This is a genomic window from Pseudomonas sp. Pf153 (assembly GCF_001269775.1).
Lineage (GTDB): Bacteria > Pseudomonadota > Gammaproteobacteria > Pseudomonadales > Pseudomonadaceae > Aquipseudomonas > Aquipseudomonas uvaldensis.
In genome coordinates this window covers 24,988-51,504 of record NZ_LHVL01000006.1, presented here as the reverse complement: position 1 = coordinate 51,504, position 26,517 = coordinate 24,988, and the positions used below count along the sequence as shown (strand labels likewise).

At 60.1% G+C, this 26,517-nt stretch carries 22 protein-coding genes; 14 read left to right on the top strand and 8 right to left on the bottom strand.

From position 1 onward, the window contains the following. Nucleotides 1-8: 8 nt before the first annotated feature. Both AD666_RS01145 and AD666_RS01140 read right to left on the bottom strand, forming a co-directional pair. Nucleotides 9-1,190 (bottom strand): amino acid ABC transporter permease, encoded by a 1,182-nt coding sequence (locus tag AD666_RS01145; protein WP_053146704.1) that lies wholly within the window; start codon nt 1,188-1,190, stop codon nt 9-11. 65 nt (nt 1,191-1,255) lie between these two features. Continuing rightward, nucleotides 1,256-2,287 (bottom strand): amino acid ABC transporter substrate-binding protein, encoded by a 1,032-nt coding sequence (locus AD666_RS01140; protein ID WP_053146703.1) that lies wholly within the window; start codon nt 2,285-2,287, stop codon nt 1,256-1,258. A 472-nt stretch (nt 2,288-2,759) separates the two neighbouring features. Here AD666_RS01140 and AD666_RS01135 point away from each other — a divergent pair, with 472 nt between their 5' ends. The 5 genes from AD666_RS01135 (at nt 2,760) to AD666_RS01115 (ending at nt 8,035) form a co-directional block, all read left to right on the top strand. Further along, a complete protein-coding gene (locus AD666_RS01135; protein ID WP_053146701.1) occupies nt 2,760-3,416 on the top strand; it encodes an alpha/beta hydrolase in 657 nt (218 codons plus the stop codon). Between the two features lie 98 nt (nt 3,417-3,514). After that, a complete protein-coding gene (rhlB, locus tag AD666_RS01130) occupies nt 3,515-4,972 on the top strand; it encodes an ATP-dependent RNA helicase RhlB (RefSeq protein WP_053146699.1) in 1,458 nt (485 codons plus the stop codon). Nucleotides 4,973-5,095: 123 nt separating this feature from the next. Next, a complete protein-coding gene (locus AD666_RS01125) occupies nt 5,096-6,049 on the top strand; it encodes an ornithine cyclodeaminase family protein (RefSeq protein ID WP_053146697.1) in 954 nt (317 codons plus the stop codon). Nucleotides 6,050-6,192: 143 nt separating this feature from the next. After that, nucleotides 6,193-7,320, top strand: a complete 1,128-nt coding sequence (locus AD666_RS01120; RefSeq protein ID WP_053146695.1) for an FAD-binding oxidoreductase — start codon at nt 6,193-6,195, stop codon at nt 7,318-7,320. An 88-nt stretch (nt 7,321-7,408) separates the two neighbouring features. Then, nucleotides 7,409-8,035 (top strand): transcriptional regulator, encoded by a 627-nt coding sequence (locus AD666_RS01115; protein ID WP_053146694.1) that lies wholly within the window; start codon nt 7,409-7,411, stop codon nt 8,033-8,035. Nucleotides 8,036-8,159: 124 nt separating this feature from the next. Here the strand turns inward: AD666_RS01115 and AD666_RS01110 are convergent, their stop codons facing one another. From AD666_RS01110 to AD666_RS01085, 6 genes are all read right to left on the bottom strand, one after another. Beyond that, on the bottom strand, nt 8,160-8,936 hold the full coding sequence (locus AD666_RS01110) for an ABC transporter substrate-binding protein (RefSeq protein ID WP_053146692.1): 777 nt from the start codon (nt 8,934-8,936) through the stop codon (nt 8,160-8,162). A 258-nt stretch (nt 8,937-9,194) separates the two neighbouring features. Further along, nucleotides 9,195-9,647, bottom strand: coding sequence for a molybdopterin synthase catalytic subunit MoaE (gene moaE, locus AD666_RS01105; RefSeq protein WP_053146690.1), 453 nt, complete (start codon nt 9,645-9,647; stop codon nt 9,195-9,197). A gap of 3 nt (nt 9,648-9,650) precedes the next feature. Further along, nucleotides 9,651-9,893 (bottom strand): MoaD/ThiS family protein, encoded by a 243-nt coding sequence (locus AD666_RS01100; RefSeq protein WP_053146688.1) that lies wholly within the window; start codon nt 9,891-9,893, stop codon nt 9,651-9,653. Next, on the bottom strand, nt 9,890-10,363 hold the full coding sequence (gene moaC / locus AD666_RS01095) for a cyclic pyranopterin monophosphate synthase MoaC (RefSeq protein WP_053146686.1): 474 nt from the start codon (nt 10,361-10,363) through the stop codon (nt 9,890-9,892). Before moaC ends, AD666_RS01100 begins: the two co-directional genes overlap by 4 nt. Nucleotides 10,364-10,534: 171 nt before the next feature. Beyond that, nucleotides 10,535-11,929 carry a PhoH family protein gene (locus tag AD666_RS01090; protein ID WP_053146685.1) on the bottom strand — a complete coding sequence of 465 codons (1,395 nt, stop codon included), beginning with the start codon at nt 11,927-11,929 and terminating at the stop codon, nt 10,535-10,537. Between the two features lie 336 nt (nt 11,930-12,265). Beyond that, complete coding sequence (locus AD666_RS01085; protein ID WP_053146683.1) at nt 12,266-13,390, bottom strand: polysaccharide deacetylase family protein; 1,125 nt, start codon at nt 13,388-13,390, stop codon at nt 12,266-12,268. A gap of 191 nt (nt 13,391-13,581) precedes the next feature. Here AD666_RS01085 and yaaA point away from each other — a divergent pair, with 191 nt between their 5' ends. The 9 genes from yaaA (at nt 13,582) to AD666_RS01040 (ending at nt 26,399) form a co-directional block, all read left to right on the top strand. Next, the gene (yaaA, locus tag AD666_RS01080) at nt 13,582-14,361 is read left to right on the top strand and encodes a peroxide stress protein YaaA (RefSeq protein WP_053146681.1); all 780 of its coding nucleotides are present in this window, start codon (nt 13,582-13,584) and stop codon (nt 14,359-14,361) included. A gap of 810 nt (nt 14,362-15,171) precedes the next feature. Continuing rightward, nucleotides 15,172-16,488, top strand: a complete 1,317-nt coding sequence (locus AD666_RS01075) for a nucleotide sugar dehydrogenase (protein ID WP_053146679.1) — start codon at nt 15,172-15,174, stop codon at nt 16,486-16,488. 100 nt (nt 16,489-16,588) lie between these two features. Continuing rightward, entirely contained in the window at nt 16,589-18,070 is a 1,482-nt protein-coding gene (gene alg8, locus AD666_RS01070) for a mannuronan synthase (RefSeq protein WP_371259558.1), read from the top strand. Nucleotides 18,071-18,105: 35 nt separating this feature from the next. Beyond that, the gene (locus AD666_RS01065) at nt 18,106-19,275 is read left to right on the top strand and encodes an alginate biosynthesis protein Alg44 (protein WP_053146675.1); all 1,170 of its coding nucleotides are present in this window, start codon (nt 18,106-18,108) and stop codon (nt 19,273-19,275) included. Nucleotides 19,276-19,284: 9 nt separating this feature from the next. Further along, nucleotides 19,285-20,688, top strand: a complete 1,404-nt coding sequence (algK, locus tag AD666_RS01060) for an alginate biosynthesis TPR repeat lipoprotein AlgK (protein WP_053146673.1) — start codon at nt 19,285-19,287, stop codon at nt 20,686-20,688. A gap of 5 nt (nt 20,689-20,693) precedes the next feature. Continuing rightward, on the top strand, nt 20,694-22,178 hold the full coding sequence (locus AD666_RS01055; RefSeq protein ID WP_053147427.1) for an alginate export family protein: 1,485 nt from the start codon (nt 20,694-20,696) through the stop codon (nt 22,176-22,178). Nucleotides 22,179-22,204: 26 nt separating this feature from the next. Continuing rightward, nucleotides 22,205-23,794 carry a mannuronan 5-epimerase AlgG gene (gene algG, locus AD666_RS01050; protein ID WP_053146670.1) on the top strand — a complete coding sequence of 530 codons (1,590 nt, stop codon included), beginning with the start codon at nt 22,205-22,207 and terminating at the stop codon, nt 23,792-23,794. 11 nt (nt 23,795-23,805) lie between these two features. Further along, nucleotides 23,806-25,254, top strand: a complete 1,449-nt coding sequence (locus AD666_RS01045) for an alginate O-acetyltransferase (RefSeq protein WP_053146668.1) — start codon at nt 23,806-23,808, stop codon at nt 25,252-25,254. Between the two features lie 23 nt (nt 25,255-25,277). Further along, entirely contained in the window at nt 25,278-26,399 is a 1,122-nt protein-coding gene (locus tag AD666_RS01040; RefSeq protein ID WP_172679575.1) for a mannuronate-specific alginate lyase, read from the top strand. Nucleotides 26,400-26,517 lie beyond the last annotated feature (118 nt).

Sequence of the window (26,517 nt, the reverse complement as noted above, 5' to 3'; positions counted from 1 at the left end):
GCGTTTCCTCACCGCTCGATCAGCGCAATGCGCTTGTTGTACCAGTTCATCAGCAAGGAAATGCTGATACTGATCGCCAGGTACACGCTCATGGTGATCGCGATCACCTCGATGGCCTGGCCGGTCTGGTTCAACACCGTGCCGGCGAACAACGACACCATTTCCGGGTAACCGATACCGGCTGCCAGGGAAGAGTTTTTCGCCAGGTTCAGGTATTGGCTGGTCAGCGGCGGGATGATCACCCTCAGGGCCTGCGGAATGATCACCTTGCGCAGCGTCGGACCATTGCGCAGCCCCAGGGAGCGCGCCGCTTCGGTCTGGCCATGGCTGACCGACTTGATGCCCGACCGCACGATCTCGGCGATGAACGCCGCGGTGTACACCGTCAGTGCCAGGGTCAAGGCCAGCAGTTCGGGAATCAACACCCAGCCGCCGACAAAGTTGAAGCCCTTGAGCTGCGGAACTTCCCAGTGCACCGGGGCACCGAACATCAGCGCGCACAGCGCCGGGATGACCAGGAACAAGGCCAGGCCGACCCAGAATTTGTGAAACGGTTCGCCGGTTTCCTCGAAGCGCTTGGTGGCCCAGCGGCTCATCAGCACGATGGCGACAATCGCCAGCACGATGCTGATCACGAACGGCCAGAACCCGTCGGTCACCATCGCCGCCGGCATGTTCAGGCCCCGGCTGCTGACAAAGAAGGTGTCGCCGATATTGTGAGCGGCACGCGGTCCCGGCATGCTCAGGAAGACTGCGAAATACCAGAACAGGATTTGCAGCAGCGGCGGAATGTTACGGAAAACCTCTACATAAACGGTTGCCAGCTTGGAGATGATCCAGTTCTGCGACAAGCGGGCAACGCCGATGATGAACCCCAGGATGGTTGCCAGTATTACGCCGATGAACGTCACCAGCAGTGTATTGAGCAACCCGATGACAAAGACGCGGGCATAACTGTCCGCCTCGGTGTAATCGATCAGGTGTTGAGCGATGCCGAACCCGGCACTGCGCTCCAGGAAGCCGAAACCGGAGGTAATGCCCCGGTGCTGAAGGTTGGTCTGTGTGTTATCGAACAGATACCAGCCCAGCGAAATAACCGCCACGACCGTGACGATCTGAAATACCCACGCACGCACTCGTGGATCGCTGAGGCTGAGCCTCTGCTTAGGTGCGCCGACTGAATTTTGCATGAAGTGCCCCGCAAGAAATGGAACAGAACATCACCCGGTGGTTGGCCCACCGGGTGATAGAACCATCAGCGCACTGGTGGTGCGTATTGGATGCCGCCAGCGTTCCACAGCGCGTTCAGGCCGCGATCGATTTCCAGCGGAGTGCTCTTGCCGAGGTTGCGCTCGAACATTTCACCGTAGTTGCCGACTTGCTTGACGATCTGAACGACCCAGTCTTTCGGCAGTTTCAGGTCCTTGCCGTATTCACCGTCGGCGCCCAGCATACGAGCGACGTCAGGGTTCTTGGTGGACTTGGCTTCAGCTTCGACGTTCTTCGAAGTCACGCCAGCTTCTTCAGCGTTGAGCAGGGCGTAGCCGGTCCAGCGCACGATGGCCAGCCACTCGTCGTCGCCATTACGCACGACCGGGCCCAGAGGCTCCTTGGAAATGGTTTCCGGCAGCACCACGTAGTCCTTCGGCGAGGCCAGCTTGCTGCGCTGGGCGAACAGTTGGGACTTGTCGGAGGTCAGCACGTCGCAACGACCGGATTCCAGCGACTTGGCGCTTTCATCGGAAGTGTCGAAGGTGATCGGGGTGTACTTCAGGCCATTGGCGCGGAAGTAGTCGGAAACGTTCAGCTCGGTGGTGGTACCGGCCTGGATGCAGATGGTCGCACCGTCCAGTTCCTTGGCGCTTTTGACGCCCAGCTTGCTGTTGGCCAGGAAACCGATGCCATCGTAATAAGTAATGAAGCCCGGGAATTTCAGGCCCATGCCCGCGTCACGGGAGCTGGTCATGGTGGAGTTGCGCGAAAGCACGTCGATTTCGCCGGACTGCAGCGCGGTGAAGCGCTCCTTGGCGTTCAACTGGCTGAACTTGACCTTGGTCGCATCGCCGAATACCGCGGCGGCCACGGCACGGCAGAAGTCAGCATCGATACCGACAATCTTGCCGTTGGAATCAGGCACCGAGAAACCCGGCAGGCCATCACTCACGCCGCAGCGCACTTCGCCTCTTTTCTTCACGGCGTCCAGGGTCGCACCCGCCTGTGCGAACCCGCTGACACCGAGCACTGCTGCTGCGGTCACGACAGCCAGGGTGGATTTCAGTAACTTCATTCAAACCTCCAGTTTTGCTCTTGTTGTGTCGGAGCTCGAGTCCTGTCGCACCCTTTTGGGGCATTGCCGACCCTTGTTGGCTTTTTCTAGGGTCAACCGACGTCTGGACCTTCGCTATGAGTCTATTGATGAGATGCCCGCAATCAAACGGCCATGCTCATTTCTCACCAATCGGCCGAACGGGCTGTAGCCCTTCACGTTCGCGAAGCCCGTAGCGGCTATTGGCGAACATCCATCACCGGATTTCTGATATCCCATGCGTCGCGTCGAACTGATAGTGTTACCGCGTAGCCTAAGAATCATCACTCAGCTACCCCATAGCAAAGCCCGTACCAGAGCGCTGCGCTTGGCCCTTGTAAAAGTCGTCAAGACAAAAACTTTCAACTTTGCGACATCTAATTAACTGAGGCACCGGACTTGCACCGCAATCACGCACTGATTGGGCGCACCCGCACAGATTTGGAGCACAACCATGACCGACCCCTTGATTCTCGAGCCCAGCGGCACTGCCGATGCGTGTGTTATCTGGCTCCACGGCCTGGGTGCCGATCGTTTTGACTTTCTGCCGGTAGCCGAAATGCTGCAGCAAAGTCTGCTCACCACACGTTTCGTTCTACCTCAGGCACCGACCCAGCCGGTAACGATCAATGGCGGTTATGCCATGCCCAGCTGGTACGACATCCGGGCGCTGAGCCCGGCGCGCGCTATTGACGAACAACAGTTGGAAGTGTCGGCCCAGCGGGTCATCGACCTGGTCGAAACCCAGCGAGCCAGCGGAATAGACGCCTCGCGGATTTTCCTGGCGGGCTTCTCCCAAGGCGGCGCAGTGGTCTATCACACGGCATTCCTGAAATGGGAGGGACCATTGGGAGGTGTGATCGCCCTGTCTACTTATGCACCGACGTTCAGTGAGCAGTTACAGTTGTCAGCCAGCCAGCAGCGCATTCCGGTGCTGGCACTGCATGGACAATACGACGAAGTGGTGCTCAACCCCATGGGACGGACCGCGAAGGAGTATCTGAAGCAGCATGGTGTCACCGTGACATGGCAGGAATACCCAATGGGGCACGAAGTGTTACCCGAAGAGATTCGCGACATCGGCACCTGGCTGACCGAGCGGTTGCGCTGAGGGGCAGTTCACTATGTCCAGCTGTTGATGAACACACTACGCCGCGCCCGTTTCTTGCATTACACTGGCCGGCGTACATTCCTTAACCAATCGATGAGATGACCGTGCTCAAAGCACTCAAGAAGATGTTCGGTAAAAGCGAGGCCGAGCAGCTCGCACCCAGCGCTCCCGTCCCCGGCCCGAGCCGCACCGAAGCGCCACAGCAATCGCGTCGGCCCGCACCTGTTGCAGAGACGAAAGAGCCCGCAGCCCAGCCTGTCACCGCCAAGGCGTCGCAAAAGCCACGCAGTGAACCCTCCAAGCCACGCCGCGAACGCGCGCCCAAGCCGCCGGCCGTCGCGTGGAAGCTCGAGGACTTCGTCGTAGAACCTCAGGAAGGCAAGACGCGCTTCCATGATTTCAAGCTCGCCCCGGAACTGATGCACGCCATCCAGGACCTCGGCTTCCCCTACTGCACGCCGATCCAGGCGCAGGTGCTGGGTTACACCCTGGCGGGCAAGGACGCGATCGGCCGTGCCCAGACCGGGACCGGCAAGACCGCCGCGTTCCTGATTTCCACCATCACCCAATTGCTGCAGACGCCTCCGCCCAAGGAGCGCTACATGGGCGAGCCGAGAGCCTTGATCATCGCCCCGACCCGCGAGCTGGTGGTGCAGATCGCCAAGGACGCCGTCGACCTGACCAAGTACACCGGCCTCAATGTCATGACCTTCGTCGGCGGCATGGACTTCGACAAACAGCTCAAGCAGCTTGAAGCCCGTCACTGCGACATCCTGGTCGCGACGCCGGGCCGCCTGCTGGATTTCAATCAGCGCGGCGATGTGCACCTGGACATGGTCGAAGTGATGGTGCTGGACGAAGCCGACCGCATGCTCGACATGGGCTTCATCCCGCAGGTTCGCCAGATCATTCGCCAGACGCCACCCAAAAGCGAACGCCAGACGTTGCTGTTCTCCGCCACCTTCACCGACGACGTGATGAACCTCGCCAAGCAATGGACCACCGACCCGGCCATCGTCGAAATCGAAGCCGAGAACGTCGCCAGTGAAAACGTCGAGCAACACATCTATGCAGTGGCCGGTGCCGACAAATACAAGCTGCTCTACAACCTGATCAACGACAACGGTTGGGAGCGGGTAATGGTGTTTGCCAACCGCAAGGACGAGGTGCGACGCATCGAGGAGCGCCTGGTACGCGATGGCGTCAACGCGGCGCAACTGTCGGGCGACGTGCCACAGCACAAGCGCATCAAGACGCTGGAAGGCTTTCGTGAAGGCAAGATCCGCGTGCTGGTGGCTACCGATGTCGCCGGTCGCGGCATTCACATCGATGGTATCAGCCATGTGATCAACTTCACCCTGCCGGAAGTCCCCGACGACTACGTGCACCGCATCGGTCGAACCGGTCGCGCAGGCGCCGAGGGCGTGTCCATCAGCTTCGCCGGTGAGGACGACTCCTATCAGCTCCCGTCCATCGAGGCGTTGCTGGGTCGCAAAATCAGCTGCGAAATGCCGCCTACCCACCTTTTGCGGCCGGTCGAACGCAAGCGTTCCTGACGCTCGCCGCACGTCTCAAAAGCGCAGCCACTCTGGCTGCGTTTTTTTTGCCCGGGATATTGCCCGATTAAACAAAAAGTCCATAATGGACAAATAAGTTTAAAATGCATCCCGGAGTCCACGATGCCCAGCACACCCGTTGTGATGATCCACGCCCAAGCCCGAGAACTGCTCGTACACGTCGATGTACCGCAGATCCTGCGCAAGCTGTTCCGTGACCTCGCCGCCGGGCTGGCGGTTCAACCGCCCCAACAGCTGGTTGTGTTTCCCAAGGGCGCCGGGGATTTCATCAATTATCTGGGCGTGTTGTCAGAAGATCAGGTGTACGGGGTCAAGACCTCGCCCTATATCGTCGGCGAACAAGGTCCGCTGGTCACTGCGTGGACCTTGCTGATGTCAATGCAGACCGGGCAGCCGCTGCTGCTGTGCGATGCCGCCGAGCTGACAACTGCCCGCACCGCCGCCACCACGGCCGTCGCGGTCGATGCCCTCGCCCCGAGGCAGGCCCGGCGCCTGGCTGTTATCGGCAGCGGCGCGGTGGCGCGGGCTCATGTGCGTTACGTCCAGGGACTGCGGGACTGGGAAGGCATACGCCTCTACTCGCCGGGCCTGAAGACGAAAACAGCGCAGGAGATGAGTTTGATCACTGATTTGGACCCACGCCTGGAAATTGCCGACTCTCTCGAAGCGGCGGTGCGTGACGCCGATGTAGTGATGCTCTGCACCTCCTCGGCCAATGCAGTGCTTGATCCGAGGACACTGGGCAAACCGGCACTGATCACGTCCATCAGCACCAACGCCCCGCGGGCCCATGAGGTGCCGCCACAAAGCCTCAATGACATGGATGTGTTCTGCGACTATCGTCAGACCACGCCGGCTTCGGCCGGAGAAATGCTGATCGCCGGCGAGCAGCATGGCTGGGATGCATCGCACATCGTCGGCGACTTGCCGGAGCTGCTCAGCGAACGGGTTGCGCATCCGGACTATGAACGCCATGTGTTCTTCCGCTCCATCGGCCTGGGACTGGAGGATGTTGCGCTGGCGAATGCGCTTTACCGGTTACGCGTCCAAGACTGACACCACTCGATCCCTGTGGGAGCGGGCTTGCCCGCGAAGCGGTGTGTCAGCCACATCCATGTTGAATGCGTTGACGCCTTCGCGAGCAAGCCCGCTCCCACAGGTCCTCCGAACGCCCTGTACCGTCTCCACAGGAGAACTTCATGACCCCAGCAGATTTCATCATCATCGGTGGCGGTATCGCCGGTGCCTCCACCGGCTACTGGCTCGCGCCCCACGGCCGGGTCATCGTGCTCGAACGCGAATCCCACCCGGCCTATCACTCCACCGGACGCTCGGCGGCTCTGTATACCGCGGCCTACGGCACCCCTCAGGTACGGGCACTGACCCAGGCCAGCCGCGACTTCTTCGATGCGCCGCCGCCCGGGTTCTGCGAACACCCCCTGCTCACTCCGCGGGGCGAAATGACCGTGGACTTCACCGGCGATCCGGCCGAACTGAACAATCAGTACCTCAGCGCCAAGGCCACGGTGCCGCAGATGCAGCTGCTCAGCGCCCAAGAAGCCTGCGTGCGATTGCCGATCCTACGGCGGGAAAAAGTCTATGGCGCCATTTACGACCCGACTGCCGCCGACATCGACACCGATGCACTGCACCAAGGCTATCTGCGCGGTATACGCCGCAGCGGTGGTGAAGTGCACACCGACAGCGAGGTGCTGGACCTGTGTCGCGACGCCCAGGGGATGTGGCAGGTTCGAACCGCGAACCGGACCTTTACAACGCCCGTGCTGATCAACGCGGCCGGGGCCTGGGCCGACGAGATCGGGCAGATGGCCGGCGCCCCAAAACTGGGCCTGCAACCCAAGCGCCGCGCGGCGTTCATCTTCGCCGGCCCCGAAGGCATGGACATCCATGATTGGCCGATGCTGGTGAGCCTGGACGAATCTTTCTATATGAAGCCCGATGCCGGCATGTTCCTCGGCTCGCCGGCGAACGCCGACCCGGTGGAGCCCCACGACGTACAGCCCGAAGAGCTGGACATCGCCATGGGTATCTACCAGATCGAAGAAGCCACCACATTGACCATTCGCCGTCCGACTCGCACCTGGGCCGGGTTGCGCAGTTTTGTGCACGATGGAGACCTGATCAGTGGTTTCGACCCGAAGGTCCCTGGCCTGTTCTGGGTCGCGGCCCAGGGCGGCTACGGCATCCAGACCTCCCCCGCCATGGGCCAGGCCAGCGCGGCCCTGGTGCGCGGCGAACCGCTGCCGGAGGCCCTGGCCCGCTTCGGCCTCGACAGCGCGATGCTGTCACCCTCGCGCCTGGGTTGATCCTCCTTGAGGTGACGCATCGCCACGATTGCGGCAAACTCCCAGCGCCCCTGTCTCACGGGGCGCTGACGCTGCCTGGAGCCCTGTCATGAACGCCCCGCAAACCGATCCGGCGCTGGATAACTTCCGCGTCATCGCCGATGCCATCGCCACGCTGTTCTACCCCCATGCCGAAGTAGTGCTGCATGACCTGCGCACGCAGAAGGTCGATTACATCGCCAATAACCTGTCCAAACGCGAGATTGGCGATGAGTCGGCCCTGGAGGACATGCTCAGCGAAGACATCAGCGAACGTAACATCGGGCCGTACGAGAAGCTCAATTGGGACGGACAGAAGATCCGCAGCCTCAGCAGCGTCCTGCGCGACGCCGACGGGCAGCCGCTGGCGGTGCTATGCATCAACCTGAATATTTCGCTGTTCGAGAATGCCAAGGCCGCGTTGGACCTGTTTCTGTCGCCGGGCAAATTGATTCCCCAGCCGGACTCACTGTTTCGCGACGACTGGCAGGAACGGATCAACACCTTCCTGCACGCCTGGATGCGCGAGCGTCAATTGAGCCTGAACCTGCTGACCCGCGACCATAAGCGCGAGCTGGTCCTGGCGCTTCACGCCGAGGGAGCCTTCAAGGGCAAAAGCGCTTCCAACTATGTGGCCAATGTGCTGAACATGGGGCGGGCGACGGTTTACAAGCATTTGAAGGACTTGAGGGGCTAGGTTTTGTGTTGCCTGGCTTGACGCCATCGCGAGCAGGCTCGCTCCCACAAGGGATCTGCGTTGTACACAGGACTTGTTCGACGCGTTTCCCTGTGGGAGCGAGCCTGCTCGCGATAGCGGTTAGTCAATCGCCATAAATATCCGACTTGAAGTACCTGGCCTGAATCTTCTGATACTCCCCACTGGCCCGAATCCCATCGATGGCCTTGTTCAAATCCGCCACCAGTTGGCTGTTACCCTTGCGCACTGCAATGCCGGCGCCTTCACCGACGTATTTCGGGTCCTTGAGTTCCGGGCCGACAAACCCATAGCCCTTGCCGCGGGGCATCGACAGGAAGTCCTCCAGCGGGATGGTGTCGGCGAATATCGCATCCAGGCGGCCGGACGCCAGGTCCATGTAGATTTCCTCGTTGTTGCTGTAGCGCTTGATGATCACGCCCTTGGGTTCAAGAACCTCAGTGGCATAGCGATCCGTAGTGGTGGCCCGCTGTACACCTACGGTCTTGCCCTTGAGGCTGACGTACTGGTCATCCACCACCGCGCCCTCCTTCATGACCAGCCGCGACGAGGTGAAATAGTACTTGTGGGTGAAATCCACCGACTTCTTGCGCTCTTGCGTGATGGTCATGGAGGACAGCGCCATGTCGATCTTTTTCACCTTCAGCGACGGGATCAGACCGTCGAATTCTCCCTCGATCCATTCGCATTCAACCTTCATCTGCGCGCACAGTGCGTTGCCGATGTCATAGTCGAAACCCACGATTTTCCCTTCCGAGTTCTTCGAAGCAAACGGTGGATAAGCCGCTTCGATGCCGATGCGCAAGGTTTTCTCGGCGGCAAACAGGCTACTGGAGGCCAGCAGGCTCAGGGCTACGCCGGTGATGAGGGGGAGCTTCTTCATGATCGTTCTCTCGCGGATTGTTGTTGGTTTGGCAGAGAAAAATGAGCGCGACAGCTTTATGTACTTATAAATCCATACTGGACTTAAATGTACATATCGTCAATGAGTCAGTCAGGGGAATCGGATGTGAGGCTGAGGGCTCCTTCGCGAGCAAGCCCGCTCCCACAGGAACCCGTGTCGATCACAAGTCCTGTGTCAACACAGACCGCGTGTGGGAGCGAGCCTGCTCGCGATAGCGGCGGAGGAACAACAGGCGGGTTACTGCTTCCAGCGATCCGCCGCCGCATGATCGCTGTCCCGTCCTTCGACCCAACGCGGGCCATTGACGGTGTTTTCTTTCTTCCAGAAAGGAGCACGGGTCTTGAGGTAGTCCATGACGAAGGCGCAGGCGTCGAACGCCGCCTGACGATGGGCACTGGCAGCTCCTACGAAGACAATCGGCTCGCCCGGCTCCAGGGCGCCGATGCGGTGCAACACTTCCAGCTTCAACAACGGCCAGCGCTGCTCGGCCTCGGTCGCAATCTTGCCCAAGGCCTTTTCAGTCATGCCCGGATAATGCTCGAGGAACATCCCGGACACATCCAGGCCGTCGTTGAAGTCACGTACGTAGCCGACAAAACTCACCACCGCCCCCACGCCGACATTGGCCGCGTGCATTGCGTTGACTTCGGCGCCCGGGTCGAATGGATCGGCCTGCACACGAATCGCCATGGCTCAGCCTCCGGTCACGGTGGGAAAGAACGCGACCTCGTCACCGTCGGCCAGCGGTTCGTCGAGCTGGCATAACTCTTCATTGCGAGCACACATCAGGTTCTGCTCGCTCAATACGTCGAACCCTTCGCGAGCAGCCAGAAACGCACGAACGTCTTCCACGGTGTGAAAGTTGCCGTCGATCCTCTCGGAGTCCAGACCCAGTGCCTCGCGATAACGCGCAAAAAACTTCACGGTAATGCTCATGTTGCATCCGCCTGAAAATGGCCACTCTTGCCGCCGAGCTTTTCCAGCACCCGCACGCCTTCAATCGTCATGCCGCGGTCCACGGCCTTGCACATGTCATAGAGGGTCAGTGCGGCAACACTGGCGGCGGTCAGGGCTTCCATCTCCACACCGGTCTGCCCCGACAGTTTGCAGCGAGCAACGATGCGCACCAGATCGTCCCCGGCCGCATCGAGCTCGACCTTGACACTGGTGAGCATCAGCGGATGGCAGAGCGGAATCAGATCGCTGGTCTTTTTGGCCGCCTGGATGCCGGCAATGCGCGCCACGGCGAACACATCCCCTTTGGGGTGGCCCCCGCTGACGATCATTTGCAATGTATCGGGCAGCATGCGCACAAAGGCTTCGGCCGTGGCCTCACGGAACGTCACAGCCTTGTCGGTCACGTCGACCATATTGGCGCGACCTTGGGAATCGAGATGGGTCAGCACAGGGATACTCCTGATCAGGAGCGTCGATTGTAAACCCGTGGGTCAGATTCCGGCAGGCCTGATTGTCGCACCTGGATAGAACAACAATTTCCCATGCACCCCACATCCCCTTGTGAGTTATTTGCGAGGCAAAAAGACCGGGCGGCCTTAAGGCCGCCCGGTTTGGTGGGGTTACAGGTGCGATTCGGCGTATTCGGCCAGGATCGAGCGCGGTACGCCTTGCAGGGTAATGTGGACTCCGTTGGGGAAGTCCTTGAAGCGTTCGGTCAGGTAGGTCAGTCCGGAGCTGGTCGCGGACAGGTAAGGCGTGTCGATCTGTGCCAGGTTACCCAGGCACACCACTTTCGAACCGGCGCCGGCACGGGTGATGATGGTCTTCATCTGGTGCGGGGTGAGGTTCTGGCATTCGTCGATCAGGATCAAGCTCTGCTGGAAGCTGCGGCCTCGAATGTAGTTGAGGGATTTGAACTGCAACGGCACTTTGCTGAGGATGTAGTCGACGCTGCCATGGGTGCTTTCGTCATCCATGTGCAAGGCCTCGAGGTTGTCGGTGATCGCTCCCAGCCAGGGCTCCATTTTTTCCGCTTCGGTACCGGGCAGGAAACCGATCTCCTGGTCCAGGCCCTGCACGCTGCGGGTGGCGATGATGCGCCGGTAGCGTTTACTGACCATGGTCTGCTCGATGGCCGCAGCCAGGGCCAGGATGGTCTTGCCGGAACCGGCGGCGCCGGACAGGTTGACCAGATGGATATCCGGGTCGAGCAAGGCGAACAGGGCCAGGCTCTGGTAGATATCGCGCGGTTTGAGCCCCCAGGCCTCCTGATGCAGCAAGGGCTCCTGGTGCAAGTCGAGAATCAGCAGCTTGTCGTCTTCGATCTCCTTGATCCAGCCAACGAACCCCTGCTCGTCGATGATGAACTCGTTGATGTGCACCGCCGGCAGGTTGTCGATCAGTTGCACCTGGTGCCAGGTGCGCCCATGGTCCTGACGGGTATCGACCTTGCTCACACGGTCCCAGAAGGAACCGGTCATGGTGTGGTAGCCGTTGGGCAGCAGCGAAACGTCGTCCACCAGTTGGTCGGTGCTGTAGTCCTCCGCCGCAATCCCGCAGGCGCGGGCCTTGAGGCGCATATTGATGTCTTTGGTCACCAGCACCACGGCCTGATCCTTGTTGCGCGCGTGCAGGTCGATCAATTGGTTGATGATGATGTTGTCGTTCAAGTGTTCGGGCAGCACCAGATTGGGTTCGGTGCGCTTGCTCATCAGGATCGAGAGCAGCCCCTTGGGACCGCTTTTGCCGCGCTGGATCGGTACACCCAGTTCGACATCCTCGGGAGAAGCATCCCCCAGGGTCTTGTCGATCAGGCGAATCGCCTGCCGACACTCGGCCGCCACGCTGTGATGCCCGCTCTTGAGCTTGTCCAGCTCTTCGAGCACGGTCATGGGGATAGCAACGTGGTGTTCTTCGAAGTTCAGAAGTGCGTTTGGATCGTGGATCAATACGTTGGTATCGAGTACATAGAGGATTGGCTGGTTGGAGGAAGGGCTACGTCCGTGGTCATCCATACTCGGTCACCTTTGTGGGGGCCATTCGACGCAATACCATGACAGTGCTGCGCCTCGAGGTAGCCACCGAATTCACCCGCGGGGATTGAGGTGAACTGCACACAAACTGGGTCTTGGAAGACGCCACCTGTGTTGCAGGTTTCGGCGGTCTGACTTCTTGATACTCCAAAAACCATGACAGGAAAAAGCACTTTGACGCTTTTTTGAAGTTTATTTTTCAGAGTGACGAAAAGCCCTTGGCGTACCACCGCCGCCCCGTTAAAGTCGGAAGTCCGGTCGCCATGAATGCACACCGGAATTTGCCTCTTCCCCAATGTTTCCGGGCCCTTGCGGTTTTCAGTGAAACGCGTCCTGACAATCTTCCCAGCCGATCCCGCTTTGCGCCGTTTGCGCGATGAGCCAGGGCATTGCCGTTTTCACTGCATCCTGCTTGGCGTTGAAGTTGATCACCCCGTGGCGCCAGAGCAGCATCAGGGTCAACGCCCGATGGGCGCTTTGCTCGGGCTTGAGTCGGTTGCTGCCGTCCTGGGGATCGATGTCCCACAGCGCCACCTGCAGGCCCTGTTTGCGGAAAAAGGCTTCGGCATCGCCACGGCGCTGCCCCTGGGGCGGGCGGAACAACGGAACGTAGTTTTCCGGCAGCTTGCTCTTGACCAGTTCGACGCTGCGTCGCACTGAATCCTGCCAGTCCTGCCAATAGCTGTGGGAGCGGAACTCCCACCCCTGCACGCCCACGCATTGGCCGGAATACAATGCCTGGAGACCGTTGACCGAGCGATCCGCCAGCCGCGCCTGGATATCCTTGCCGAGGACGAAAAAAGTACCGCTCATGTTCGACTTGCGCAGGTACTCGGTCAGCCAGGGCGTGTTATCCGGCGCAACGTTGGCACCGCTGTCGAAGGTCAGCAGAAACAGCCGGTCATGCATGTCTTCGCCGTTGCGCTCGTAATCGCCGAAACGCTCGATCTCGCTACTGGTCTGCGGAAACAGCGCAGCCTTGCGCAACAGCTCGTCCCGGTATTGGGTATGGAAGATCCGGCTCGGTCCGGCCCACTTGATGTAGAAGGAATTGTCATCGAGATGGAAGCGGCCCGCCTCCTGGCGCAGCGAAGCCATGTCCTCCACCAGATAACAGAAGGAAGCATCCTGGTCACAGCTGCGCTGGGCGAAGTTGTAGCTGCTCAACAAGCGCTGCCACAGCCGTGCCCGGAGGTTATCGATCGCCACCATGTTGATCGAGCGCAGGCCCAGGTACTGCTTGAGGGCGATTTCGTCCATGGCATCGGTGTCGAGCAGGACCCGGGAGAACATCAGGATCTCGGCCCGGGACGCCACATCGAACAACGTCGCACTGGTGAGTTGCTCCGGCCAGGTGCTGCGATCCAGGGTGGCGATGTCGTTGGGCGCGGCCCAGGCACCGAGGCTCAACAGCCAGGCCGACAAAAGAAGAGCAATGCGCAAAAGGGATGTCTCCATAACGAAACCCGCGCCGCATCATAGCCGATCCTGGGACTCCGCCCCCTGGATCTCATGCTGGTATTAATTCCTGTGGCGAGGGCAGCCCGGATGCCATCCATCTCCTATCACCCCAATAGCTGGAGTCAACCCGGACAACCTCCTAGAATCGCCGCACTTTTAAAGGAGACGATTGCATGCTGATGGTGATTTCCCCCGCCAAGACCCTTGATTATGAAACACCGCCGGCCACCTCGCGCTTCACCCAGCCGCAATACCTGGACCACTCGCAGGAACTGATCGAACAATTGCGCGGACTCTCGCCGGCACAGATCAGTGAACTGATGCACGTCTCCGACAAGATCGGCGGCCTCAATGCCGCGCGGTTCGGCAGCTGGACCCCGGCCTTCACAATCGCCAACGCCAAGCAAGCGCTGCTGGCCTTCAAAGGCGACGTGTATACCGGCCTTGATGCGCAAAGTTTCAGCGACGCCGATTTCGATCATGCCCAGCAACATCTGCGCATGCTCTCCGGATTGTATGGCCTGTTGCGACCGTTGGACCTGATGCAACCCTATCGCCTGGAGATGGGTACGAAGCTGGCCAATGCCCGAGGCAAGGATCTGTACGCCTTCTGGGGCACCCTCATCAGCGAGTGGTTGAACGAAGCCTTGGCCGACCAGGGCGATGACGTGCTGTTGAACCTGGCCTCCAACGAATATTTTTCGGCGGTCAAGCGCAACGCCTTGAAAGCGCGCGTCATCGACACCGAATTCAAGGACCTGAAGAACGGCCAGTACAAAATCATCAGTTTCTACGCCAAAAAGGCCCGCGGCCTGATGAGCCGGTTTGTCATTCAGGAGCGCATCAACGATCCGGAAATGCTCAAGCAGTTCGATGTGCAGGGCTATCGCTTCAGCACTGAACAGTCGTCCCCGCAAAAGCTGGTTTTCCTGCGCGATCACGCACCGCAATAACGCAACGACTTTCCGGGCCCCTGATCAGGGGCCTCGATCAACTTCGGATATGTCATCTCGGTTCCTCGCTCAATTCGTCACTTTCCTGACGTCAACTTTCAATACACCCCCGGCGCTAACTTTTCTTTCACTCGACAAATGTCAGTTTTTTCCGTAGTGGCACGGAAAAATTTCAACGATAGTGGCACAAAACTATCCAGGCCTTTTAACTCCCCGTAACTAAAGGCCGAAATCGCGAGTGCTATCAATTTGAAAGCAGTGCCATCTCAGCAGATATTTCGAAAAATTTCGAAAATCGCGATGAGCGGATCGGAACTATGTCCAAATGCACGGCTCATACCACCCGTAACGATTCTCGCCGAGCGTGTACGAGATAACTTACGCAGGAGGTCGACTGAAGTAACCAAGTTGTCACGACAACTAAGCGAAACGGTCGCCTAATGGGATCCAAGATGAAAGGACAGGAGATAACGCACCATCACTATCCCCTACTAAGGCCAAGGCTGCGCCCCTATTAACGTGTTCACCCGAACACACAACCTTCTGATTTTGTGGGCTTTTTGCCAGAAATCAGAAGTGTAAGACCTTTGCACGAACGTCCCCGACAACGAGGACCGGCTGCATAACAGGGCAGGTCATAACAACTAGGCCGCTTTGCGCACAACTTGAGTGCAATTATTTAGACACTCGGAACTTAGTATGCCTGCACACGGCATTGTGGCGCCTGCATTCCACACTTCCGAGTGCGCGATGACCGCTGAACACTATTAACTCCGGCCATTTGATGGCGTGAAAACAGAGGTAAATGCGATGCGCATTAGCATATTTGGTTTGGGTTACGTCGGTGCAGTATGTGCCGGTTGCCTGTCTGCACGGGGCCATGATGTGGTTGGCGTGGATGTCGCCAAGGACAAGATCGATATGATCAACGCCGGTAAATCGCCGATCGTTGAACCGGGTCTTGGAGAGTTGCTGGCACAGGGTATTCAAACGGGCCGTTTGCGCGGTACTACCAACTTCGCGGAAGCTATTCGCGACACCGATCTGTCGATGATTTGCGTCGGTACACCGAGCAAGAAAAACGGCGATCTGGAACTGAACTACATCGAAGCCGTTTGCCGCGAAATCGGTTTTGTGCTGCGTGACAAGACCACCCGTCACACCATCGTGGTTCGCAGTACCGTTCTGCCAGGCACCGTGGCCAACGTGGTGATCCCGATCCTCGAAGACTGCTCCGGCAAAAAGGCCGGTGTCGATTTCGGCGTCGCGGTCAACCCTGAGTTCCTGCGTGAAAGCACCGCGATCAAGGACTACGACCAGCCGCCGATGACCGTGATCGGCGAGTTCGACAAAGCCTCCGGCGACGTCCTGCAGTCGCTGTACGAAGAGCTCGATGCGCCGATCATCCGCAAGGACATCGCCGTCGCCGAGATGATCAAGTACACCTGCAACGTCTGGCACGCCACCAAGGTGACCTTCGCCAACGAAATCGGCAACATCGCCAAGGCCGTCGGCGTCGATGGCCGTGAAGTGATGGACGTGGTCTGCCAGGACAAGGCCCTGAACCTGTCCCAGTACTACATGCGCCCTGGCTTCGCCTTCGGCGGCTCCTGCCTTCCAAAAGACGTTCGCGCCCTGACCTACCGCGCCAGCTCCCTGGACGTGGAAGCTCCGCTGCTCAACTCGCTGATGCGCAGTAACGAGTCCCAGGTGCAGAACGCCTTCGACATCGTTTCCGCCCATGACAAACGCAAAGTCGCCCTGTTGGGCTTGAGCTTCAAGGCCGGCACTGACGACCTGCGCGAGAGCCCGCTGGTTGAACTGGCGGAAATGCTGATCGGCAAGGGCTATGACCTGCGCATCTACGACAGCAACGTCGAGTACGCCCGCGTCCACGGTGCGAACAAGGACTACATCGAGTCGAAGATCCCTCACGTCTCGTCCTTGCTCAACTCCGACTTCGACTCGGTGATCGACAGCTCCGACATCATCATCCTGGGCAACCGCGATGAGCGATTCCGTGCACTGACCGAGAACGTACCCGAGGGCAAGCAGGTCATCGACCTGGTCGGTTTCATGTCCAAGACCACTCACGAAAGTGGCCGGGCCGAAGGCATCTGCTGGTAAGTCTGTTTGCCGGCCGGGGCTCGCCCCGGCCGGCCTTTCGCCTGCCTTAACCCATCGGGCCGCCCACAAGGCCCGCCCGAGATAGAGACGGATGCAGATTATGCACAGGCTAAAGCACGGCCTGCTTCAGGCCGCCGGTTGGCTGTTTTACTTGAGTTTATTGCTGGGCATCGCCGCGGTGCTGCCCACGTCCACGTTCGACTCCGAATCCAAGGATTTCATTTTCCTGATCGGCGCCGTGGGCATCTGGCGTTACTCCATGGGCGCGACGCATTTCGTGCGCGGCATGATCTTTCTGTACATCGTCTACCCTCACCTGCGCCGCAAGGTACGCAAGCTGGGCAAGGCCGCGGACCCGTCGCACGTGTTCCTGATGGTCACCAGCTTCCGAATCGATGCGTTGACCACCGCCCAGGTGTATGGCTCGGTGATCCGCGAAGCCATCGACTGTGGCCTGCCCACTACCGTGGTCTGCTCCATCGTGGAAATGTCCGACGAACTGTTGGTCAAGAGCCTCTGGGCCCGCCTTAACCCGCCAGAGCGGGTCAAGCTGGACTTCGTGCGCATTCCCGGCACCGGCAAGCGCGACGGCCTGGCCTACGGTTTCCGCGCCATCTCCCGCCACCTGCCGGACGACCGCGCCGTGGTCGCCGTGATCGATGGCGACACCGTGCTGGCCGAGGGCGTGGTGCGCAAGACCGTGCCGTGGTTCCAGCTGTTCGGCAACGTCGGCGGCCTGACCACCAACGAGTTCTGCGAAGTGCGCGGCGGCTACATCATGAGCGAATGGCACAAGCTGCGTTTCGCCCAGCGTCACATCAACATGTGCTCCATGGCCCTGTCCAAGCGCGTACTGACCATGACCGGGCGCATGTCGGTATTCCGCGCCACCGTGGTCACCAACCCGGAATTCATCGCCGATGTGGAAAGCGACTCGCTGCAACACTGGCGCCTGGGCCGCTTCAAGTTCCTGACCGGCGACGACAAGTCCAGCTGGTTCAGCCTGATGCGCCTGGGTTACGACACCTTCTACGTGCCCGACGCGGCGATCAATACCGTCGAGCATCCGCCGGAAAAGAGCTTTATCAAGGCCAGTCGCAAGTTGATGTTCCGTTGGTACGGCAACAACCTGCGGCAGAACTCCCGGGCACTGGGCCTGGGCATGCGGCGTCTGGGCCTGTTCACTTCCGTGGTGCTGTTCGACCAGCGCGTATCGATGTGGACCTCCCTGCTGGGCCTGACCGTGGCACTGATCGCCAGCTTCAAGTACGGCACCGCGTTCATCCTGGTGTACCTGCTGTGGATCGGCATCACCCGGTTGATCCTGACCCTGCTGCTGTCGTGCTCCGGACACCGGATCGGCCCGGCCTACCCGTTGATCCTCTATTACAACCAGATCGTCGGCGCGCTGGTGAAGATCTACGTGTTCTTCCGCCTCGACCAACAGTCCTGGACCCGCCAGCCCACTTCACTGACTCGTGATCTCGCCAGCTTTCAACGTTGGTTCAACACTTGGTCGTCTCGGACCATGACCTTCTCTGCCGGCAGCATTTTCGTTGCCGTGCTGCTGACGATGGTCTGACCGGACTTGAATGAATTAACCAGGAAATCGCCCTTATGAATACCGCCGTGAATGTCAACGTAGTGCATGAATCCGAAGCCCAGCGCCAACACGCCCGGGTGAAAATCCCGGCCAAGCTGCGCTTCTTCGGTCCTGACCGTACGCCCATGGAAGTCAAGGTACTGGATCTGTCCGCCGGTGGCCTGTGCTTCAACGCCGGCCAGATGCCGCTCAAGGTTGGCGAGGCCTACAAGGCTCGCCTGCAGTTCGTGATCGACAACCTTGGCCTTGCCATGGATGTGGAGTTGCAAATCCGCTCCCATGACCGCCAGACCGGCCGCACCGGCTGCCAGTTCCAGAACCTTGAGCCACGTGACATCTCGACACTGCGTCACATCATCACCTCGCACCTGGCGGGCGACATCGTCGGCGTCGGCGATGTGCTGGCGACCCTGCAACGCGACAACTTCACCAAGGCGCGCAAGCAGAAGGATGACAGCAGCGGCATGAGCGCCTTCGGTCGCCTGCGGGCCGTGACCTTCAGCCTGGGCGTCTTCGTGGTCGGCCTGGCGGCGTTCGGCTTCATCTTCAAGTCGGTGTATGGCATGTACTTCGTCAGCCATGCCCAGGCTGGTCTGGTGAACGTTCCGGGCATGGCCATTACCATGCCGCGCGACGGCACGGTACAGAGCCTGGTCAAGGCTGACGGCGTGGCCGCCAAGGGCGCCCCGCTGGCGACTTTCAGCACCAGCATGCTCGACGTACTCAAGGGCCACCTGGACGACAATCAGCTGCAACCGGCCAAGGTCGAAGAACTGTTCGGCAAGCAAATGACCGGCACCCTGACCTCCCCTTGCGACTGCATCGTGGCCCAGCAACTGGTGTCCGACGGTCAGTACGCCAGCAAGGGCGACGTGATCTTCAAACTGGTTCCTCGCGGCAGCGAAGCCAACGTCGAGGCGCGTTTCTCCTATCGCCAGTTCGGCGAAGTACGTCCAGGCACCACCGTCAACTTCCAGGTGGCCGGCGAAGACGTCACCCGCACCGGCAAAATCATCAGCAGCACCAGCCTGAAAAGCGAGGACCTGTCCTCCGATATCCGCGTGATGATCAAGCCCGACGAACCGCTGGACAGCGCCCTGGCCGGTCGTCCCGTGGAGGTCAACAGCGACCGTGGTCCGAACCTGAACTGGCTGATCGACAAAGCCATGGCTGTCGGTAAGTAAGCGGAGGACATGCCCGTGACCATTCCACACATTCGCTCGGCATACTGTGCACTGGCTTTGGCTGTAAGCCTGGCCGGCTGCGCGGGCCTGCCCGACCAGCGCCTGGCCAATGAAGCGCTCAAGCGCGGCGACACGGCGCTGGCGCAGCAGAACTATCAGCAACTGGCAGACCTGGGCTACAGCGAGGCCCAGGTGGGCCTGGCCGATATCCAGGTAGACAGCCGCGACCCCGAGCAGATGAAAAAGGCCGAGGCCACCTACCGTGCCGCCGCCGACATCTCGCCACGGGCCCAGGCGCGCCTGGGTCGCCTGCTGGTGGCCAAGCCCGGTTCCACCGAAGCGGAAAAACACGAAGCCGAAGGCCTGTTGAAAAAAGCCTTCGCCAACGGTGAAGGCAATACCCTGATTCCGCTGGCGATGCTGTACCTGCAATACCCTCACAGCTTTCCGAACGTCAACGCCCAGCAGCAAATCAGCCAATGGCGCAGCGCCGGCTACCCCGAAGCGGGCCTGGCGCAGATTCTGCTCTACCGCACACAAGGCACCTACGACCAGCACCTGGACGAAGTGGAGAAGGTCTGCAAGGCCGCCCTCGCCACCACCGACATCTGCTACGTCGAGCTGGCCACGGTCTACCAGAAACGCGGCCAGGCAGAACAGCAAGCGGCATTGCTCAAGCAAATGCAGGACGGTCATGCCCGTGGCGTCGTGTCGGCCCAGCGCGTCGACAGCGTCGCTCGCGTCCTGGCCGATTCCAGCCTGGGCAAGACCGACGAGAAGACTGCCCAGTCGCTGCTCGAAGGCATCGCTCCCGGCTACCCCGCCGCCTGGGTCAGCCTGGCGCAATTGCTCTACGACTTCCCCGAGTTGGGTGACGTCGACAAAATGATGCAGTACCTGGAAAACGGTCGCGCTGCCGATCAGCCTCGTGCCGAATTGCTGTTGGGCAAGCTCTACTACGAAGGCAAATGGGTCCCCGCCGACGCCAAACTTGCCGAAGCGCATTTCCAGAAAGCCGTGGGCCGCGAAGTGGCCGCCGATTACTACCTCGGCCAGATCTACCGCCGTGGATACCTGGGTCAGGTCTACTCGCAAAAAGCCCTGGATCACCTGCTCAAGGCCGCCCGCAACGGCCAGAACAGCGCCGACTATGCCATTGCCCAACTGTTCTCCCAGGGCAAGGGCACCAAGCCCAATCCGGTCAACGCCTATGTGTTCAGCCAGTTGGCCAAGGCCCAGAACACCCCGCAAGCCAACGAGCTTGCCCAGACCCTCGAAGCACAATTACCGCCGCAGCAGCTTGCAGAAGCCAAACGCCTGCTACAACAAGAGCAGGCCATTCGGGGCGTCATGACCCCCGATACGCTGGAACTGCAAGCCCTAAAAGAAGATGACGGCGAGGAAAAACTATGAAGCCTTTGAAGCTCAATCCTTTTGTGCAGGCCGGAATTGGCCTGACCTGTGCCCTACTGTGGTCCTGCCCGACCCTGGCGGCCCTGACCGAAACCAAGAACTTCGGCCTGGAGGTGAAGATCACCGGCCAATCCGAAGACGACCGTGACCTGGGCACCCAGAGCGGCGGCGACGTCAACGGCGTGGGCCTGGACCTGCGCCCATGGGTCTATGGCGAAAGCGGCGACTGGAGCGCCTACGCCATGGCACAGGCCGTGACCTCCACCGACATCATCGAGACCGACACCCTGCAACAGTCCGATGGCGCTACCCAACAGACCGACAGTGGCGATCGCGAAGCCGAGAAAAGCTACCTGGCCATGCGCGAGTTCTGGATTGGCTACAGCGGGTTTACCCAGTATCCGGGAGAGCTCTTGAAGTTCGGTCGCCAGCGCCTGCGCAACGACGACGGCCAATGGCGCGATACCAACATCGAAGCCCTGAACTGGACTTTCGACACCACGTTGCTGCGAGCCAACGTCGGCGTCGCCGAACGCTTCAGCGAATACCGCACCGACCTCAAGGAATTGTCCCCCAAGGACAAGGACCGCCTGCACGTCTACGGCGACGTGGGCTACCAGTGGATGCCAGGCCAGTGGGCCGGTATCCGCGCCCACCACTCCCATGACAACGGCAGCCTCGACTACCCGACCCCGGGCGAGCCCACCGACACCCTGGACAAGACGCAGAACGGCGACTTGACCTGGCTCGGCCTGGAAGCCAACAGCGACGCCTACAACTGGCGCAACACCAACACCGTCAACTACTGGGCCAGCATCACCGGCATGACCGGCGACCGCGACACCGTCAACCCGCTCAATGCCGACGGCACGCGCCCGACAGAAGCCAAGCGCAGCGACGATGTGGACGGCTGGGCGACCGACTTGGGTATCCGCCTGCGCCTCGACCCGCAATGGCAAGTCGGTGCGGCCTATGCCCGCGCCAGCGAGGACTACGAACAAAACGGCCTGCAAAGCAACCGCTCGAACTTCACCGGTACCCGTTCGCGAGTGCACCGTTTCGGCGAAGCGTTCCGTGGCGAAATGGCCAACACCCAGAGCGCCAGTCTGTTCGGTTCCTGGCAACTGCGTGACGAATACGACGCCAGCCTGGTGTACCACAAGTTCTGGCGCGTGGACGGCAACAAGCCGGTGGGCAGCAACGGCATCAACGCCGTGCAGAACAACACCGACGACGTGACCGGCGCCATCCTGTCCACCTCCACCCTGCCGCTGCGCGATGGCGACAAGGACCTGGGCCAGGAAGTCGACCTGGTGGTCACCAAGTACTTCAAGCAAGGACTGTTGCCAGCCGCGCTGAGCCAGTCCATCGATGAGCCGTCGGCGCTGGTGCGCCTGCGTGGCGGTGTGTTCAAGCCAGGCGACGCCTACGGCAAAGAGGTCGATTCGTACATGCATCGCGCCTTTGTCGACGTGATCTGGCGCTTCTGATGCGAATGACCATGGGAGTGCCCGATATGAACCGCTACCTCAGGAACAGCCAGGCGATGAAAGGTTCGATCAGCCTGTTGGTCGCAGCGATGCTGCTGGCCGGCTCGCCGGCGTTCGCCAACGTTGAACCGGCGGTCAAGCCGGGCAACGTGGTCAAGGAACTGCAACGGGCCAAGACCTACACCGTCAGCAGTGCGCCGACCGCCCCGCTGGAGCTGGCCGCGCCGACCTTGCCAGATCTCAAGGGCTACACCGCCGAGGCGGTCGCGGCCAAGATCGTGCGGACCAAGACCGGCAAGGTCAGCGTGCGCCGGATGATGCAGGAAAATGCCTTGAAGGACTTCATCGGCGGGGACAACAAGATGGCCGAATGGGTCGTGCGCCAGCACGGTATCCCACAGGCCATTTTCCTCGACGATGGTTACATGAACCTCAAGGACCTGGTCAAGAAGGTGCCCAAGTACGTCATCGAGACTTCGCCGGGTGTCTACCTGGCGAAGATCCCGATCGTGGTGGGCCAGAAAGGCATCCTGGAGATCGACAAACAGACCCAGGAATTGCGCCTGTCCCAGGAGGGCGGCTCGTTCCTGGTCAACGATGGCCAGATGTTCATCCGCGACACCAAGGTCACCGGTTGGCGTGAAAAGGAAAATGGCCCCGCCACGTTCCGCTCGCCCAAGGAATTCCGCCCGTTCCTGCTGTCGTGGGGCGGCACCGAGACTTACATCGTCAATACCAAGATGGCCAGCTTCGGCTACGCCAACAGTAAGTCGTACGGGGTGAGTATTTCCCAGTACACGCCCAACATGGCCAAGGTCCTCAAGCGCCCGGAACCGACCGGCTGGATCATCGGTTCCGAGTTCTCGGACATGTGGTACGGCTTCTACTGCTATGAGACGCGGGACTTCGTCATCAAGGGCAACACCTACAAGGACAACATCGTCTACGGCATTGACCCGCACGACCGTTCCCATCGGCTGATCATTGCCGACAATACCGTCTACGGAACCAAGAAGAAGCACGGGATCATTATTTCCCGCGAAGTCAACGACAGCTTCATCATCAACAACCGCAGCTACGACAACAAGCTCTCGGGCGTGGTGATCGACCGTAACAGCGTGAACAACCTGATCGCCTACAACGAGATCTACAAGAACCACACCGACGGCATCACGCTTTATGAAAGTGGTGACAACCTGTTGTGGGGCAACAAAGTTATCAGCAACCAGCGCCACGGCATCCGGATCCGTAACAGCGTGAACATCCGCCTGTATGAAAACCTGTCCATGGCCAACGGCCTGACCGGTCTCTACGGCCACATCAAGGACCTGTCCAACACCGACCGGGACATCAAGCTCGACCCGTTCGACGCCGAGGTGTCGCTGATCGTGGTCGGTGGCGAACTGGCCGGCAACGGCAGTGGCCCACTGTCCATCGACTCCCCCCTGAGCGTCGAGCTGTATCGCGTGTCGATGCTCGCGCCAACCAAATCCAGCGGTATCAGCTTCACGGGGATTCTGGGTGAGCGCCAGGATGAAATTCTTGACCTGCTGGTGCGCCAGCAGAAAGCCGTACTGATCGACCCTGTCGAACGCCAGACCGAAATGCGGGACTGAGGATGACCTTTATGAACCCACAGATGATCAAACTTCTGGGCCTGTCTGCCCTCACGGCCGGCATCCTTGCCGCCACCAGCGGTGCGCGCGCCGACGAAATCAAGGCGCCGACTTTCACCGCCGAACCTTGCTGCAATCTGTGCCCGGCCGCTCACGACGCGAAAAACTACACCACGCGCTATCAGCAGAACTTCACCACGCTGATCCAGGCCCAGGGCGATTGGCTGTTCCGTACCCAGGAAGACCTGCGCACCGAATTCACCACCACGCCAGTGGGCTACCAGCGCATGCAACAACTGCACGACGCCTTCAAGAAGAAAGGCGTCGAACTGGTGATCGTCTACCAGCCGACCCGTGGTCTGGTGAACCGCAACAAGCTCAACCCGCAGGACAAGGCCAACTTCAACTACGAAAAAGCCCTGACCAACTACAAGACCATGCTCGGCCGTTTCGCACAGATGGGGTATGTGGTACCGGACCTGTCGCCGTTAACCAACGAAAACCTGCCTGAAACCCTGCCGGCCCACGACTTCTACTTCCGTGGCGACCAGCACTGGACGCCATATGGCGCCCAGCGCACGGCGAAAATCGTTGCCGAGAAGGTCAAGCAGATTCCGGCCTTCGCCGACATTCCCAAGCGTGAATTCGAGACCAAGAAGTCCGGCCGCATGGGCAAGACCGGCACCCTGCACAACATGGCCGGGCAACTGTGTGGCACCAGCTACGCCATCCAGTACATGGACCAGTTCACCACCGAGCCCAAGGGCGAGGCCGGCGACGGCGACCTGTTCGGTGATTCCGGCAACCCGCAGATCACGCTCGTGGGCACCAGCCACAGCGGCAAGAACTACAACTTCGCCGGTTTCCTGGAAGAGGCCATCGGCGCCGACATCCTCAACGTGGCCTTCCCCGGCGGCGGTTTCGAGGGCGCGATGATCCAGTACCTGGGTAGCGAAGAGTTCCAGAAGAACCCGCCGAAGATCCTGATCTGGGAATTCTCGCCGCTGTATCGCCTGGACCAGGAAACCATCTACCGCCAGATGTTTGCGTTGCTGGACAACAACGGTTGCGAAGGCAAGCCGGCCGTCATGAGCAGCAAGACAGCCCTCAAGCCCGGCAAGAACGAATTGATGGTCAATAGCAAGAACATGGATCTGCGTAACGGCAGCCACCAGGTCGATATCCGTTTCGCCGATACGTCGGTGAAAACGTTGCAAGCCACCCTCTGGTACATGAATGGGCGCCACGAGGACATCAAGATCGAGAAACCGAACACCTCGGAAACCGACGGGCGTTTCGCCTTCCAGTTGCGCACCGATGAGGACTGGGCTTCGCAGAACCTGCTGGCCGTTGAAGTCCAGGGCCCCGAAGCCGGTGCGGCAGCACAGCAAATCGAAGCGAAAGTCTGCAAACGCAATGTCTCTCCGCAAGCCGAACAAACGGCTCAAATCGGACAATGAGGTCTCGCTTTATGACCAGAAACATGCGACCCAGAACCTTGAAAGCGCTGCTGGCGCCGTCCCTGCTGACCCTGGCGATGTTCGCCGGGGCCACGCAGGCCGCGGCTCCGTTGCGACCACCACAGGGCTATTTCGCGCCCATTGAAAAGGTCAAGGTGGGCGATGCCGCACAAGGCTGCGATGCCACACCGACGCCCTACACCGGCGCGCTGCAATTTCGCAGCAAGTACGAGGGTTCCGACAAGGCCCGTGCGACCCTGAACGTGCAATCGGAAAAAGCCTTCCGCGACAGTACCGCCGACATCACCAAGATCGAGCGCGGCGTCAGCAAGCAAGTCATGCAGTTCATGCGCGACGGCCGCCCCGAGCAACTGGAGTGCACACTGAACTGGCTGACCGCCTGGGCACAGGCCGACGCGCTGATGTCCAAGGACTTCAACCACACCGGCAAGTCCATGCGCAAATGGGCCCTGGGCAGTATGGCGTCGGCCTATGTGCGCCTGAAGTTCTCCGAGTCCCGCCCACTGGCCAACCACCAGGAACAGGCGCAACTGATCGAAAACTGGTTCAGCAAGATGGCCGACCAGGTGGTCAGCGATTGGGACAACCTGCCGCTGGAGCAGACCAACAACCACTCCTACTGGGCCGCCTGGTCAGTCATGGCCACTGCCGTGGCGACCAACCGCCGCGACCTGTTCGACTGGGCCGTCAAGGAATACAAGGTCGGCGTCAACCAGATCGACGCCGAAGGCTTCCTGCCTAACGAACTCAAGCGCAAGCAACGGGCGCTGTCGTACCACAACTATGCCCTGCCGCCCCTGGCGATGATCGCCAGTTTCGCCCAGGTCAACGGCGTGGACCTTCGCCAGGAAAACAATGGCGCCCTCAAGCGTCTGGGCGAGCGGGTACTGGCCGGGGTGGAAGACCCGGACATCTTCGAAGAGAAGAACGGCGAAAAACAGGACATGAAGGATCTCAAGATCGATTCGAAATTCGCCTGGCTCGAGCCGTTCTGCAGCCTCTACAGCTGTTCCGAGGATGTGCTGGAGCGCAAGCATGAAATGCAACCGTTCAAGACCTTCCGCCTCGGCGGGGACTTGACCCGGGTGTACGACCCGGCGAACGAGAAAGGCAGAGGATCCTAGCCACACTCGGAATCCCTGTGGGAGCGAGCCCTGCTCGCGATAGCGGTCTGACATTCAACATTGATGTCGACTGACACTCCGTCATCGCGAGCAGGGCTCGCTCCCACAGGGAATGTGG

Bases quoted from the DNA above. Each gene is read 5' to 3' on its own strand.
- AD666_RS01145 (WP_053146704.1), bottom strand. From the start codon at position 1,190: ATGCAAAATTCAGTCGGCGCACCTAAGCAGAGGCTCAGCCTCAGCGAT.
- AD666_RS01140 (WP_053146703.1), bottom strand. From the start codon at position 2,287: ATGAAGTTACTGAAATCCACCCTGGCTGTCGTGACCGCAGCAGCAGTG.
- AD666_RS01135 (WP_053146701.1), top strand. From the start codon at position 2,760: ATGACCGACCCCTTGATTCTCGAGCCCAGCGGCACTGCCGATGCGTGT.
- rhlB (WP_053146699.1), top strand. From the start codon at position 3,515: ATGACCGTGCTCAAAGCACTCAAGAAGATGTTCGGTAAAAGCGAGGCC.
- AD666_RS01125 (WP_053146697.1), top strand. From the start codon at position 5,096: ATGCCCAGCACACCCGTTGTGATGATCCACGCCCAAGCCCGAGAACTG.
- AD666_RS01120 (WP_053146695.1), top strand. From the start codon at position 6,193: ATGACCCCAGCAGATTTCATCATCATCGGTGGCGGTATCGCCGGTGCC.
- AD666_RS01115 (WP_053146694.1), top strand. From the start codon at position 7,409: ATGAACGCCCCGCAAACCGATCCGGCGCTGGATAACTTCCGCGTCATC.
- AD666_RS01110 (WP_053146692.1), bottom strand. From the start codon at position 8,936: ATGAAGAAGCTCCCCCTCATCACCGGCGTAGCCCTGAGCCTGCTGGCC.
- moaE (WP_053146690.1), bottom strand. From the start codon at position 9,647: ATGGCGATTCGTGTGCAGGCCGATCCATTCGACCCGGGCGCCGAAGTC.
- AD666_RS01100 (WP_053146688.1), bottom strand. From the start codon at position 9,893: ATGAGCATTACCGTGAAGTTTTTTGCGCGTTATCGCGAGGCACTGGGT.
- AD666_RS01090 (WP_053146685.1), bottom strand. From the start codon at position 11,929: ATGGATGACCACGGACGTAGCCCTTCCTCCAACCAGCCAATCCTCTAT.
- yaaA (WP_053146681.1), top strand. From the start codon at position 13,582: ATGCTGATGGTGATTTCCCCCGCCAAGACCCTTGATTATGAAACACCG.
- AD666_RS01075 (WP_053146679.1), top strand. From the start codon at position 15,172: ATGCGCATTAGCATATTTGGTTTGGGTTACGTCGGTGCAGTATGTGCC.
- alg8 (WP_371259558.1), top strand. From the start codon at position 16,589: ATGCACAGGCTAAAGCACGGCCTGCTTCAGGCCGCCGGTTGGCTGTTT.
- AD666_RS01065 (WP_053146675.1), top strand. From the start codon at position 18,106: ATGAATACCGCCGTGAATGTCAACGTAGTGCATGAATCCGAAGCCCAG.
- algK (WP_053146673.1), top strand. From the start codon at position 19,285: ATGCCCGTGACCATTCCACACATTCGCTCGGCATACTGTGCACTGGCT.
- algG (WP_053146670.1), top strand. From the start codon at position 22,205: ATGAACCGCTACCTCAGGAACAGCCAGGCGATGAAAGGTTCGATCAGC.
- AD666_RS01045 (WP_053146668.1), top strand. From the start codon at position 23,806: ATGAACCCACAGATGATCAAACTTCTGGGCCTGTCTGCCCTCACGGCC.
- AD666_RS01040 (WP_172679575.1), top strand. From the start codon at position 25,278: ATGCGACCCAGAACCTTGAAAGCGCTGCTGGCGCCGTCCCTGCTGACC.